General features: G+C 65.5%; 13 protein-coding genes and 1 tRNA gene. 9 read left to right on the top strand and 5 right to left on the bottom strand.

Annotated elements, in window-relative coordinates; genetic code table 11:
• Nucleotides 1-12 precede the first annotated feature (12 nt).
• Nucleotides 13-804 carry a transporter substrate-binding domain-containing protein gene (locus tag ACXAGF_RS02180; protein ID WP_475014175.1) on the top strand — a complete coding sequence of 264 codons (792 nt, stop codon included), beginning with the start codon at nucleotides 13-15 and terminating at the stop codon, nucleotides 802-804.
• Nucleotides 805-861: 57 nt separating this feature from the next.
• Here the strand turns inward: ACXAGF_RS02180 and ACXAGF_RS02175 are convergent, their stop codons facing one another.
• Nucleotides 862-1,863 (bottom strand): LacI family DNA-binding transcriptional regulator, encoded by a 1,002-nt coding sequence (locus tag ACXAGF_RS02175; RefSeq protein ID WP_475014173.1) that lies wholly within the window; start codon nucleotides 1,861-1,863, stop codon nucleotides 862-864.
• 420 nt (nucleotides 1,864-2,283) lie between these two features.
• Between ACXAGF_RS02175 and ACXAGF_RS02170 the strand changes: the two genes are divergently transcribed.
• The 7 genes from ACXAGF_RS02170 to ACXAGF_RS02140 all read left to right on the top strand — a co-directional run bounded on the left by ACXAGF_RS02170 (nucleotide 2,284) and on the right by ACXAGF_RS02140 (nucleotide 6,782).
• A complete protein-coding gene (locus ACXAGF_RS02170) occupies nucleotides 2,284-2,532 on the top strand; it encodes a hypothetical protein (protein ID WP_475014171.1) in 249 nt (82 codons plus the stop codon).
• A gap of 18 nt (nucleotides 2,533-2,550) precedes the next feature.
• Nucleotides 2,551-2,904: an EF-hand domain-containing protein gene (locus ACXAGF_RS02165; protein ID WP_475014168.1), complete on the top strand. Its 354-nt coding sequence runs from the start codon at nucleotides 2,551-2,553 to the stop codon at nucleotides 2,902-2,904.
• Nucleotides 2,905-3,412: 508 nt separating this feature from the next.
• Nucleotides 3,413-3,838 carry a hypothetical protein gene (locus tag ACXAGF_RS02160; RefSeq protein ID WP_475014167.1) on the top strand — a complete coding sequence of 142 codons (426 nt, stop codon included), beginning with the start codon at nucleotides 3,413-3,415 and terminating at the stop codon, nucleotides 3,836-3,838.
• Nucleotides 3,839-3,901: 63 nt separating this feature from the next.
• Nucleotides 3,902-4,789 (top strand): DMT family transporter, encoded by an 888-nt coding sequence (locus ACXAGF_RS02155; RefSeq protein ID WP_475014166.1) that lies wholly within the window; start codon nucleotides 3,902-3,904, stop codon nucleotides 4,787-4,789.
• 97 nt (nucleotides 4,790-4,886) lie between these two features.
• Entirely contained in the window at nucleotides 4,887-5,549 is a 663-nt protein-coding gene (locus ACXAGF_RS02150) for a LexA family transcriptional regulator (protein WP_475014164.1), read from the top strand.
• A gap of 16 nt (nucleotides 5,550-5,565) precedes the next feature.
• Nucleotides 5,566-6,342: a thermonuclease family protein gene (locus tag ACXAGF_RS02145; RefSeq protein ID WP_475014161.1), complete on the top strand. Its 777-nt coding sequence runs from the start codon at nucleotides 5,566-5,568 to the stop codon at nucleotides 6,340-6,342.
• A 17-nt stretch (nucleotides 6,343-6,359) separates the two neighbouring features.
• The gene (locus ACXAGF_RS02140; protein WP_475014158.1) at nucleotides 6,360-6,782 is read left to right on the top strand and encodes a tellurite resistance TerB family protein; all 423 of its coding nucleotides are present in this window, start codon (nucleotides 6,360-6,362) and stop codon (nucleotides 6,780-6,782) included.
• Nucleotides 6,783-6,818: 36 nt separating this feature from the next.
• Here ACXAGF_RS02140 and ACXAGF_RS02135 read toward each other — a convergent pair whose 3' ends face one another.
• A complete protein-coding gene (locus tag ACXAGF_RS02135) occupies nucleotides 6,819-7,685 on the bottom strand; it encodes a transporter substrate-binding domain-containing protein (RefSeq protein WP_475014156.1) in 867 nt (288 codons plus the stop codon).
• A 62-nt stretch (nucleotides 7,686-7,747) separates the two neighbouring features.
• Here ACXAGF_RS02135 and ACXAGF_RS02130 point away from each other — a divergent pair, with 62 nt between their 5' ends.
• Nucleotides 7,748-9,673, top strand: a complete 1,926-nt coding sequence (locus ACXAGF_RS02130) for a glycosyltransferase family 2 protein (protein WP_475014155.1) — start codon at nucleotides 7,748-7,750, stop codon at nucleotides 9,671-9,673.
• 375 nt (nucleotides 9,674-10,048) lie between these two features.
• Here ACXAGF_RS02130 and ACXAGF_RS02125 read toward each other — a convergent pair.
• The 3 genes from ACXAGF_RS02125 to cysD form a co-directional block, all read right to left on the bottom strand.
• A tRNA-Gly gene (locus ACXAGF_RS02125) sits at nucleotides 10,049-10,122 on the bottom strand.
• A gap of 211 nt (nucleotides 10,123-10,333) precedes the next feature.
• A complete protein-coding gene (nodQ, locus tag ACXAGF_RS02120; protein ID WP_475014153.1) occupies nucleotides 10,334-12,256 on the bottom strand; it encodes a bifunctional sulfate adenylyltransferase/adenylyl-sulfate kinase NodQ in 1,923 nt (640 codons plus the stop codon).
• Nucleotides 12,256-13,164 (bottom strand): sulfate adenylyltransferase subunit CysD, encoded by a 909-nt coding sequence (gene cysD, locus ACXAGF_RS02115; protein ID WP_475014151.1) that lies wholly within the window; start codon nucleotides 13,162-13,164, stop codon nucleotides 12,256-12,258. Before cysD ends, nodQ begins: the two co-directional genes overlap by 1 nt.
• Nucleotides 13,165-13,349: the final 185 nt, after the last annotated feature.

Here is a 13,349-nt window from a genome sequence, read left to right as displayed (position 1 = left end):
AGGGAACTGAACATGAAGAAAATCCTGACTGCCCTTGCCACGCTGGCCGTCGTTGCCGGCACTGCGCTTCCATCCTTCGCCGGCATGATCGACGACATCCGATCGCGCGGAACGATCCGCATCGGCGTGTCACTTGGCGGCGAGCCGATCGGCTTTCGCGATACGCAGAACAACCCGGTCGGTTATGATGTCGACGTCGCGACGATGCTGGCCGAGAAGATCGGGGTCCCGGTCGAATTCGTCGACGTGTCGGGCGACGCGCGCATCTCGATGCTGGTCTCCGGGCAGATCGACGTCGCCGTCGCCAATACCTCCGCGACGCTCGAGCGCGCCAAGACGGTCGACTTCACCATCCCCTACAATCGCGCCGGCCTGCGCATCCTCGTGCAGAAGGACGCCGGCATCACCGACCTGAAGGGCCTGGCCGGCAAGAAGGTTGTGGTCGGCCGCGGCACGACCGGGGAAACCTTCCTGAAGAAGGCCGTGCCGGAAGCGGAACTCGTTTATGTCGACCAGTTCGCCCCGGACGGGGTGCTGCAACTGCAGCAGAAGCGCGTCGACGCGGCGATCGAGGACTCTTCCCTGCTCGACTACCTCGCCACCAAGAATCCGGAACTGGTGACACTTCCCGGCCTGCACTCCAACGATCCGATCGGCATCGCCGTCGCCAAGGGCGACCCGGAATTCGTCCGCTGGCTCGACATGTTCGTCTCCGACTACATCCAGTCGGGCGCCTACGAGGCCAACTACAAGAAGTGGTGGGGCACGGATGCCAACCCCCCGACGCTGACCCCGCTGTGGTGAGCGTTTCCTTACCCCACTCCAAGGGCCGCCTTCGGGCGGCCTGTTTCGTTCAGGCGGTCAGGCGGTCAGGCGCGGCACGAAGCGTGTCGGCACCGTCACCGGCGACTGCCCCGGATCAAATGCGTCCGGACCGGCAATGATGTCGACGATGTGTTCGACATAGACCGACTTGTCGAAACCGATTGAGGAGATCGGATAGGCATCAAAGTCGGTCAGCGACAGATTGTCGAAACCATAGAGGCGGAAGCGGGTCGGGCGGTTTTTGGGAAAATCGGCGCGGCAGACGTCGAGAATGCCCATCGCCATGGCGTCGGAGGTGCAGAAGACCGCGTCAGGGCAGTCCTGGCCCGCCAGCGCGGCGGCGGCGGCATGGCCGCTCTCGTAGGAATAGTCGCCCTGGATGGTCCGGGCCAACTCGATGCCGTTCGCCGCGAGCGCCTTGCGATAGTGGTCGATCCGAGCCTGCTCTACCGGCGAGGACGATCGGCCGGTCACAAGCGCGGCGGTCCGCGCGCCCTTCGCCGCCGCGTCGGTCACCGCTTCGGCAATTCCGGCCGCCTCGTCCGCGATCACCACCGGCGACAGCGCATCGTGCAGGCCGTTCAGCATGACGACGAGGTCGGAGCGGAACATGCGCCGCACCGTCGGCGCATCGGCGAAGTCGGAGAACACCAGCGCTGCGTCGACGTGATAGGCGACGCCGTTGCGCAGGAACTCCTCGATCCGGTCGACAGAGCCGATCCGCACGAGGATCACCTGCTTGCCGGTCGTCTGGACACGTTCGATCAGCCGGTCGAACAGGTCGAGGTCGGAGAGATCATGGATGTGGTTGACGACGACCGCGACGAGATTGACCGTCTTCGTCGTCAGGCTCCGGGCGAGCAGATTGGGCTTGTAGCCGAGCCGGGTGGCGGCCTCGATGACGCGCTCGCGCTTGTCCGCCGAGACAGGGCGCGGCGCATTCGACAGCGCCCGGCTGGCGACGGCGCGCGACACCCCGGCAAGCCGGGCGACGTCGGCAATGGTTGGAGCGGCGCTGCCGTCCTCGTTTCGATTCATGGCTCGGGATCGTCCACCTTCAAGGCTGTGATAGCGCATGCCGCCGCAACCCGCCACGCAAATCTGCGCCGATTCCAACGGGATGGCGCGCGCGGACGGTGTGGCGCGGCCCGCACCGGCCGCACCGTCGCGGCGCCGGCGCAAGATCCCCGGTTCACCGGGAGTTGCCATCACCAATGGGCGATTGTAGGATAGCGGCGTCCACCCCCTAGGCGGCGTGGATCGAGCCAGGAGAGCGGGTGCCCGTTGCGCGCGCTCATGTATTGCATGTGTTCTCACGGCCAGCTTTCGCCGCAAGCACTAAGTTTCACTCACCAGCCGTTGCATAGGGGATCCCTGCCTACAGACTTTCGACCAGCTATTGCGCGGCATGGCCTCAGCTCCACGTGAGAATCGTAAAAGTACACTTGGAGGGTAAAGATGAGAAAGCGTACGGTAACCATCGTCCTTAGTTCCGCCTTGGCCCTGTCGGCCTGCCAGTCGCAGCCCGTCTCCCAAAGCGTCATTGACCGTAATGCCGAGTTCGGTTGCGTAGCCGGCACGGTCGGCGGCGCCATTGTCGGCGGACTGGTCGGCAGCACGATCGGAGCCGGAACCGGGCAGCTTGCGGCCATCGGCGGCGGCATCGGCATCGGCGGCGTCCTGGGCAATCGCCTCACCTGCCGGTAACCTGAAAGGGACAACCTCATGAAGTATGCTGTACTCATGGCCGCCGTCATGACGTGCCATTGCACGCTAGCGTTCGCCCAGGCGCAATCGGGCGCAATGCACGAGGGCCACAAGAACCAGCTCGACACCAACAAGGACGGGCAGGTGCAGCGCTCCGAGTATCAGGCCTTCATGAGGGCAGCTTTCGCGGGCCTGGACAAGAACAAGAACGGCGTCCTGGAAAGGTCGGAAGCGCAGATGGTTCTGAGTGCGGACCAGTTTGCGGCGACGGACACCAACTCCAACGGCAGCGTCAGCCAGACCGAGTTCATGAACCGGGTAATGGCCGACTTCGCCGCTGCCGACCGCAGCGGCGACGGCAAGCTGCAATAGCCATATCGGGAACGCTCGCCCTTTCCGGCCGGCGTTCCCGACGCCGCACGAGCCCTACGAGGGACGGCCAGTCGCCGCGTGCTTTCGCGCGCATCGGGCGACGGCGATCCTCGCTGCGGGAAGCTCACACCTCGTTCCCGGCTCTGGGACCCCGGCAAGACAACCGCCGGACCGCCCCAGCCTGACCGGCGCAACAGCGCGCGGCCGTTCGATGGAACCGACCACCCCTCGCATGTTCCTCTGGAAACAGCGGCGGGCTGCGGCGACTGCAAAAATCACCCCGTAAAATTAGAAACGACGAATAAAGCGATCGGTCGCCACGTTCACAAGAGGTGCGAAATTGTTTCGATCTGCAATTCGCTGCACGGAAAACGAAAGCAAAAGAAACATCTTCCCCCAATACGGGCATTCACCCCGACTGCAAGGAATTCATGATCAGACAACGACGATGATCCGCCGATGAGCGTTCCTCCCGAAAGGTACGGCACTGGCGGCAGGGAGAACAAACATGAAGAACGATTCCAGAAGGGACGCAAGAGCAGCACTTGTCAGCGGAGCCCTGCTTGCCGCGATCGTGACGCTGAGCGGAGGCTTTACCATTCTTTCGGCGCATCCCGGTCCCGTCGGCGACACGGCTGCTCCTGGCAAGAAGAGCCTGCAGGACATCCGGCACGAGGCCTATTGCGTTGACGCCATCAAGCGGCTGGCGCCATCGGCAAATGACATCCAGCCAGCCGAGAGTCCTGACGCCGCCACGCGCATCATCCGTTTCGGCACGGACGGCCGCAATATCGCCCGCTGCGAATTCCTGCCTCATGAACAGGCCGACGGCCTGCGCATGGAGCGCATGAGCGTCAACGACAAGCGCCTGCACCGTCAGGTCATCGACGCGATCAACATGCGCATCGACGTGCTCGAATTCCGTCGCGGCTGACGTGGCCGGCCGATCCCCTTGAATTGACGTGCAAAGCGCCTCCGCCCGGTATATGGCGGGGGAATGGATTCGAAACGCCGAGGCTTCATCTTCGCCCTGCTCGCGATAACGATCTTCGCGATTCAGGACGCCATCTCCAAGCACCTCGGCGGGCTCTACCCGCCAGCCTTCATCGGCATGATCCGGTTCTGGGCCTTCGCCGCCTTCGCGATCCTTCTCGCCGCGCGGTCGAAGGGCGGATTGAGGGCCGCAGTGAAAACCCGCCGGCCGGTGTTGCAGATCCTGCGTGGAACGATGCTGTCGGCGCAGATCATCGTCGTCATCACGGCGCTGGCCCTGGTCGGCCTGGCGCAGTCGCAGGCGATCTTCTCGGCGACCCCGTTGTTCGTCGCACTCCTTTCCGTGCCGCTGCTCGGCGAAAAGGTCGGATGGCGGCGCTGGACCGCGATCCTGGCGGGCCTCGTCGGCGTGCTCATCATCCTCCGACCCAGCCCCGAAGGCATCACGCCGACACTGCTGCTGCCGCTGCTGGCCGCCGGCATCTTTTCCTTCTACGTCATCGCAACGCGCCTGGTGAGCCGCGAGGACTCGGCGACGACCAGCCTCTTCTACATCGGCACCGTTGGCGCTATCACGCTCTCCCTCATCGGTCCGTTCTACTGGACGCCACTGGCGCCGGTCGACTGGGGATGGATGGCAATGCTGTGCGTCGCCGGCGTGGTCAGCCACTATTTCCTGATCCGCGCGTACGACCTGCTCGACGCTGCCGCCGTCCAGCCGCTGACCTACCTGCAACTCGTGCTCGCCGGCGTAATGGGTGTCACCCTCTTCGACGAGCAGTTGACGCCGAGTCTGTTGATCGGATCGATGATCGTCGTCGGCGCCGGTATCTTCACGATCTGGCGGGAGCGCGTCGTCGCACGGCGCAAGGCAGCGCAGGACAAGCAGTAAAGGATTATTTTCCTTTTTTCTTTACTCGCCCCGGTGGCTTCGTTATGCTTTTCCCGCGATCGGCCGGCGCACCCGGCCGAGGATCAGGACGAGCGGCATGTTTTCCCACGAGACGATCTGGGCGGCGATCGATGCCCTGGCAGAGCGCCACCGACTGTCTCCGTCCGGCCTCGCCCGCCGGGCGGGCCTCGATCCGACTTCGTTCAACAAGTCCAAGCGGCTCGGCGTCGACGGCCGGCTGCGCTGGCCCTCGACAGAATCGATCGCCAAGGTTCTGGACGCGACGGGTACCACGATCGACGAGTTCATCGGCCTTGAGACCGCGGCCAGCCGAGGCGCCGGCCCGCCGCCCGCCGGCCGTCGCGGCGACGGCGCAATCCCGCTGCTCGGCTTCGCCCAGGCCGGAGCCGGCGGCTTCTTCGACGACGGCGGCTTTCCGGCCGGACAGGGCTGGGATGTCGTCGAATTCCCGCCATCGCCTGAGCACAAGCAGGGCGTCTACGCACTGGAAGTGCAGGGCGAGAGCATGATGCCGGTCTATCGCGACGGCGATGTTCTGATCGTGGAGCCGGGTGCACAGGTGCGCCGCGGCGACCGGGTCGTGCTCAGGACGCGCGAAGGCGAGGTGATGGCCAAGGTCCTGCAGCGGCAGACGCCGCGCTCGATCGAACTGCTGTCGCTCAATCCCGAGCACCCCAACCGGTCCTTCGACATCCGCGAGGTCGACTGGGTTGCCAGGATCATCTGGGCAAGCCAATGAAACGAGGGCATGCGTCGTGACGTCACTGGCCAGGACCTCGTCCAGCAGCACCTTCATCGGCGGCGCCGCCTGCGTCGGGCTGGCGGCGCTGATCGTCGCGGTCGGCGCAGCCCAGATCCGGGGCCGGGAGGCCTCGGGCGGAGCGGAATTCACGCTCGAAGTGCCGGATGTCGAAACCATTGCACCCGGGGCGGCGGAGGACGATTTTTCCATGCCGCCTGCCGACGACGGCGATGCCGCGATCCACACGGCCGCGCCCGCGCAGGCGGATGGCCGGACGGCGCAACCGGCCGAGCCGCCGACCGATACGTCATCGCCCGCACCCGAACCGGTGCCGCATTTCAACGCCGCCGTGGACCCGCCGGTGGCGCCGGCCGACCCCGTCGCGCTGGCCCGGCCGATCGTGCTCGCCGCTGGGCGGTTCAGCGTTGGCGGCAAGATGCTGGAACTGAGCGGCATCGTTCCGGTCGCGGTGAACCGGCAGTGCACGGACATCTCGGGCGAAGGATGGCCATGCGGGCGAATGGCGCGCACGGCCTTCGCCAATCTCGTTCGCGGGCGAACCATCGACTGCGACGTGCCCTCGATCGAGTGGACCGGCACGGCGCAGGCCAGCTGCACGCTGGCCGGCAAGGACCTGTCGCAATGGCTGGCGGAGAACGGCTGGGCCGAGGCGGAACCCGGTTCGCCGCTGGCAGCGGCCGCCGACGCCGCGCGGCAGGCGGGGCTTGGCCTGCACAGCCCCGATCCGCGCCGCACCCGGTCCAGGTCCGGTAGCACGGGCGCCAACTGATCCCAGCAACGTACAAGATGGATGCCATGACCGACCGCCATGAACTGCAGGACGCCCTCATCCAGGTGATGGTGATGATGTCCGCCGTCGACAATGCCATGAGCGATGCCGAGCTTGCCCGCATCGGCCGACTCGCGCGCTTTCTACCGGCCTTTGAAGGCTTCGACGACGAGCGACTGGTGCACAGCGCCCGCGAATGCGCCGCCCTGCTGTCGGCCCCCGAAGGGCTCGATATCGCCCTCGAGGTGATCCGCGAACGCGTCCCGCCACGGCTGGCCGACACCGCCTACGCCCTGGCGGTCGAGATCGCGGCGGCAGACCAGCGGATCCGCAACGAGGAAATCCGCCTGTTGCAGATGCTGCGCGACCGGCTCGGCCTGGACAAGCTGACCTGCGCCGCGATCGAGCGGGCGGCGATCGCCCGCTTTCGCCGCCTGTAAGCCGGCCGGGCGCGCCGCGCGGCAACCGGCCGCCGGTCAGTAGATGCCGATCGGGAAATAGCGCAGGTAGATCTCGGCGAGACGTCCGCTGCGGGCCAGGGACAGGAGCGCATGGTCGATGGCGCCGCCGATCGACGGCGTGTCCTTGCGTGTCATGATGGTCAGCCCCTCGCCGAGAAAGTTCTCCGAGAAATAGGGGCCGTCGAACAGTCGGCAGCACTTGTCCGCCTGCGGGCCGGCAAGCCAGAACGCCAGTTGCAGGCCGTCGCCGAAGACTGCATCGACCTTGCCCTGCTTCAGGCCCGAGAGCATCTCTGCCTGGGACTTGAACGGCACCGGCCTCAGCGACGGGAAATAGGCCTTCAGCATGGCCTCGTGCACGCTGCCGGCCACGACACCGGGCGGGCGTTCTTGCAACAGCGCTGCCGTTGTCTCCGCGACCCCTGCCGAGCGGATCGCAAACCGGGCCGGAAGACGCATGTAGGGGCGCGAGAAGAAAAAGTCGCGCCTAAGCGCGGCGGTCACCGCCACGCCGGCGATCACCGCCTCACCCGCATCCTTTTCCAGGTTTTCCCGGAGCTCGGCAAAGGGCATCGCCTGGATCTGGCATTTCGCGATGATGTCCAGATCCCGGCAGATCTCGCGCGCGAGATCGACGTGGAACCCGGCGAGCTTGCCGGTCTGATCGATGAAGTTGAAGGGCGGGAAATCGACCGCCGTCAGGAACCGCAGTCGCTGGATCCCGGTCAGGTCGGGCCTGGCAACCCGCTCCCGACTGTCAAAGCTCCTCGGAAACGCCACTGGCGCGGTCGGTTCCGCCTCGGCAATCCTGCCCATGGCGGCCACGCCGATCAGGCAGAATGCGAGCGCTGCGAAATGTCTTGAAATCCGGCCGTTCCGCATTATCATCAACTTGGGGTTTAGAGGGGGAGAGCGATGCATCATGAAGATGCAGCGCTGACCGCATGCGGCTTGCAGACTATCCCGATCGAAAGGCCATTTCCACCGCAAAGGCGACCGCAGCGGAGCGCCCCCCTGCGCGCGACGAAGCCGCTGCCATTCGCAGGGAGGTGTTGGCCGAGGCGGCAATCATTCGCCGGCTCGGCTTCGGCAAGCCACTGATTCAGGACCTGGTTCGGCAAGCCCTCGAGAACGCGACGTCGGTCGAAGCAGAACTGCTGGCAAGCGGATCGGCGCGGTCGGACACGTATTACGAGGCCCTTGCCGATTGCCTGGGGCTGCCGTTCCGGCCCGACACCGGGCCGGTCGTCGACATGGAAGGGCTCGACACCCAACTCCGGGACCCGCGCTTGGTGCGCATCACCCGCAACGACCGGCCACCGCTGACGGCGGTCGTGCCAGCCGCCTCGCGACTACCCCAGCTGCAGGCGCTGCTTGACCGCACCCCGCAGTTGCGCGCACAGTTGGTCGTGACCACGCCGCAGGCGATCCGCCATGCCGTCTGGCGTGCCGGCGCGGCGCGGCGCGCGCGCGAAACCGTCACCGGCCTGTTCGACACGGCACCACAGCACAGCGCCCGCCTGACCGTTTGCGGGCGGCAGGCCTTCTACGCCGGATCGAGTCTGTCCACGCTGCTGTTTGCGGCCGCCCTCGCCCCGTTCGATACCCTCGCGGTCGCGCATGTCGCCCTGACCGGCCTCTTCTTCTGCACCTTCGCAATCCGCCTGGCCGCACTGCTCTGCAACCCGCCGGACCGCTTCGAGGCGCCATTACCGGCGGGACCGCATCCCGTCTATTCGGTGTTCGTCGCGCTCTATCACGAGGCGGCTGTCGCCCGGCAATTGGTCGACAACCTCACCCGGCTGGACTGGCCGCGCTCGCGCCTCGACATCAAGCTCGTCTGCGAGGCCGACGACTGCGCGACCATCGATGCCTTGCGAGGGCTCTCGCTCGGGCCGCAATTCGAGATCGTAGAGGTGCCGCCGAGCTTGCCGCGTACGAAACCGAAAGCCCTGTCCTACGCGCTTCCGGCCGCGCGCGGCGAGTTCCTCGTCATTTACGATGCCGAGGACCGACCGCATCCGGCGCAACTGAACGAGGCGTGGGCGCGGTTTCGCGCAGCACCGCCCGCACTTGCCTGCCTGCAGGCGCCGCTGGTCATCTCCAATGGCGACCGTTCCTGGATCAGCGCGCTGTTCGCGCTGGAGTATGCCGGCCTGTTCCGCCGCCTGCTGCCGCTGCTGGCGGCGTGGCGGCTGCCGATGCCGCTCGGCGGCACATCGAACCATTTCCGCACCGAGGCGCTGGCGCGCTGCGGAGGCTGGGATCCCCACAATGTCACCGAGGATGCCGACCTGGGCCTGCGCCTCTACCGCATGGGCTACAGCTGCGGCACTGTCAGCCTGCCCACGCTGGAGGAGGCACCGGAGGACGTCCGGAGCTGGCTCGGCCAGCGCACCCGCTGGTTCAAGGGCTGGCTGCAAACCTGGCTGGTGCTCATGCGCCAGCCAGCCCATCTTGCAAGGGAGATCGGGCCGTGGCCCTTTGCCGTGATGCTGGTGCTGATCGGCGGCCTGCTCGCATCCGCGCTCGCCCACCCGCTGCTGGTTGGCTATGTCGGCCTCGTCATCGCCCGGATGGCCAGCGACGGTCCGTTCACCTCGGACGGACTGCACCGCTGGCTGTTCTGCATCGACATGATCAACCTGTTCGGCAGCTATGCCGTGTTCGTCGCGCTCGGGCGGGCGGCGATGGAACGAGACGAAAGCAAGGCCGTCGGCTGGCGCCCAGTCCTGGTGGTTGGCTACTGGGCCCTGATGTCGGTCGCCGCCTGGCGGGCCGTGGCAGAACTGCGCCGCCAGCCGTTCTTCTGGAACAAGACCCAGCACCGTCCGATCAACGCCCAGCCGGAAGAGGACGAGCAGCCCTGACGGCTGGCACCGTGGAGCGGCAACGGGCATCGAACCCTTGCATTGAAGCATTTTTGAACAAGCCCAAAGCCTCACGGCCGCCTTTACCGAATTCCAGAGCCGTCCCTTCGCCCCAACCCAACGCATGAATTTCGCCACCCCGCACCAGACCCTGGACCGTTGACCGCTTCTCGTCGTGATTCAAAGCGACAAGTTGGATGCCGGCCTCGGCGAACGCGACCTGCCCTTCCACGACCTGCGTGGCACGGCCGCCACCACGTTCTACACGCCGACCTGTCGGAGCGACCAGATCAGGAACAGAAGCTGACAAATTTGCTGTAAGACCGGCCATTTTCAGGCTACGGCCAAACCGGCGCAAAGCACTGGGAAACCAGATGGAGCGGGTAGCGGGAATCGAACCCGCGCGTTCAGCTTGGGAAGCTGACAGGCTACCATTACATCATACCCGCGAAATGGTCAGGCAAGTCATCGGCGAGTTTGGGGGACGTGTCAAGGGCCGCCGGCCCGGCGTGCTTCTCCAATATCTCGCCACGCACAGTTACCCGTCGTGGCGAACACCGAGCCCCCGAAACCCTTCACCTCCAATCGCCCCGGCGCGGGGATCGGTCGATGCAATCCCCACCGCTGCCTGAAGCCCGAGGGCCGCCGCCGCGATGGCGCTCAGATCTCCCACTCGTCGCCCGCCAGCCCAGGAACATGCCGGTCCAGCATCTGTTCGATGCGCATTGCGAGTTCGTTGGGATCCTGATCGACAGTGCTCAGATGCAGGTCCGGATGTTCCGGTGGCTCGTAGGGGGAATCGATGCCGGTGAAGTTCTTGATGTCGCCCTTGATTGCCTTCTGGTAGAGGCCCTTGGGATCGCGCCGCGCACATTCCTCGAGCGGCGTGTCGATGAACACCTCGAAGAACTCGCCCTTCTCCATTAGTTCTCGCGCGAGGCGACGCTCGGAGCGGAACGGCGAGATGAAGGAGACCAGCACGATCAGCCCCGAATCCGCCATCAGCTTGGCCACCTCCGCGACGCGCCGGATGTTCTCGACGCGATCCTCGTCCGTGAAGCCGAGGTCACGGTTGAGGCCGTGGCGCACATTGTCGCCGTCCAGCATGTAGGTATGGCGGCCCTTGGCGTGCAGCAGCCGTTCCAGCCTGTTGGCGATGGTCGACTTGCCTGAGCCGGACAGACCGGTGAACCAGACCACGGCGGGACGCTGGTTCATCAGCGCGGCCCGCGCGCTGCGGTTCACCTCGAGCGCCTGCCAGTGAACGTTTTCCGCCCGGCGCAACGGATGGTCGATCATCCCGGCGCCGACCGTCTGGTTCGTCAGGCGGTCGATCAGGATGAAATTGCCCGTGACGCGGTTGTCGGCATAGCCGTCGAAGGCGATGGGGGCCTGGGTGGCCAGGTTGCAGACGCCCACCTCGTTCATGTGCAGGGCCTTGGCCGCGATGTGGGCGAAGGTGTTGACGTCGACGTTGTACTTTAGCGTCGTCACGGTGGCGCTGACGCTGTCGGTCTCGGTGCGCAGGATGTAGCTGCGCCCGGGCAGCAGAGGATTGGCATCGAACCAGATCACGCGCGCCTGGAACTGGTCGGCGACATGCGGCCGGTTGTCCGAGGCCACCAGCATGTTGCCGCGCGAGACTTCCAGCTGGTCTTCCAGGACAATCGTCACCGCATGGCCTTCGACCGCCCGGTCGAGCGAGCCGTCGCGCGTGACGATTTCCTTGACCTTGGACGACTGACCGGACTTGGCCACCGTCACGCTATCGCCGACGGCGACCGTGCCGGACGCCACCTGACCGGCAAAGCCGCGAAAATTAAGGTCCGGGCGAACGACGAACTGGACCGGAAAGCGGAAGGGCTTGGCCAGGTAGGTGTTTTCGACCGGAACGGTCTCGAGATATTCCAACAGCCCCGGGCCATCGTACCACGGGGTCTTGGCCGAGCGCTGGGTGACGTTGTCGCCGTACCGCGCCGAAAGCGGAATCGCCTGGACGGTCTCGAAGCCCAGCTCGCCGGCGAAGGCCTGGTAGTCCGCGACGATCCTGTTGAACACCGTCTCGTCATAGTCGACGAGGTCGATCTTGTTGACCGCGACGACGACGTGGCGAATCCCGAGCAGCGAGGCGATGTAGGAGTGACGGCGGGTCTGGCGCAGGATGCCCTGGCGACTGTCGACCAGCACGACCGCAAGGTCGGCGGTGGAGGCGCCGGTCGCCATGTTCCGCGTGTATTCCTCGTGGCCCGGCGTGTCGGCGACGATGAATTTTCGGCGATCGGTGGCGAAGAAGCGATAGGCCACGTCAATGGTGATGCCCTGCTCGCGCTCGGCCTCGAGGCCATCGACCAGAAGGGCAAAGTCGATATCGTCCCCCACCGTGCCGTGCTTGCGACTGTCGCGCTCGAGCGCGGCGAGCTGGTCCTCGAAGATCAGCTTGGTGTCGTAGAGCAGCCGGCCGATCAGCGTCGACTTGCCGTCGTCGACCGAACCGCAGGTAAGGAATCGCAGAAGGGACTTGTTCTCCTGCTCGCGCAGGAACTCCACGACGCCGTTGGGGAAATCGCCTTGGACCGCGTCCATCAGAAGTATCCTTCGCGCTTCTTCTTTTCCATGGACCCGGCCTCGTCCTTGTCGATCAACCGGCCTTGGCGCTCGGATGTCCGGGCCGTCAGCATTTCCCGCACGATATCCTCCAGCGTGGCCGCTTCCGAGTCGATTGCGCCCGTCAGCGGATAGCAGCCGAGCGTGCGAAAGCGCACCATCCGCTGCTGGACCTGCTCCTCGGCGCCGATCTGCATGCGTTCGTCATCGACCATGATGAGCATGCCGTCGCGCTCCACGACCGGGCGCCTGGCAGCAAAATAGAGCGGCACGATCGGGATATCCTCCCTGAGGATATACTGCCAGATGTCGAGTTCGGTCCAATTCGACAGCGGAAAGACGCGGATCGACTCGCCGGGCGCGACGCGCGTGTTGTAGGTCTTCCACATTTCCGGGCGCTGGCTCTTGGGGTCCCAGGCGTGGGCGGCATTGCGAAACGAGAAGATGCGCTCCTTGGCGCGCGACTTTTCCTCGTCGCGCCGGGCGCCGCCGAACGCCGCATCGAACTTGTACGTGTCGAGTGCCTGGCGCAGCGCGACCGTCTTCATCACGTGCGTGTGGACACTGGAGCCATGAACGAAGGGCGAGATGGCCTGCTCGACCCCTTCCGGATTGATGTGGACCAGGAGGTCAAGCCCCAGCTCCGCCGCCATCCGATCACGAAAGGTGATCATTTCCCTGAACTTCCAGGTGGTGTCCACATGCAGGAGCGGGAACGGCGGCCTGGCGGGATGGAACGCCTTCATCGCCAGGTGCAGCAGAACCGAGGAGTCCTTGCCGACCGAGTACAGCATGACCGGCCTTGCGAACGTTGCCGCGACCTCGCGGAATACGTGGATCGCCTCTGCTTCGAGGCGATCAAGATGGGTAAGGGACATCGTCGGCATCTCTCATTGAACCCGCGCGGCTGTCTTTCCAGTCGGCGGTCGCTCTCTTGCCATCTCTGTCCGGCGAGGTAAAGGCGTGAACGGCATCGAATTGGCGTTGCGGACCCCTGTCGGTCGGCGGAACTCCCGGCTTGGTTGGCCGCTGGAGACGGCAAGCGGCGCCACGTCGATGCCGCGACCGCTGT

The organism is Mycoplana sp. ABR4_002 (genome assembly GCF_056159645.1).
The sequence above is the reverse complement of the archived record's forward strand: the minus strand, read 5'-3'. Positions and strand labels throughout refer to the sequence as shown.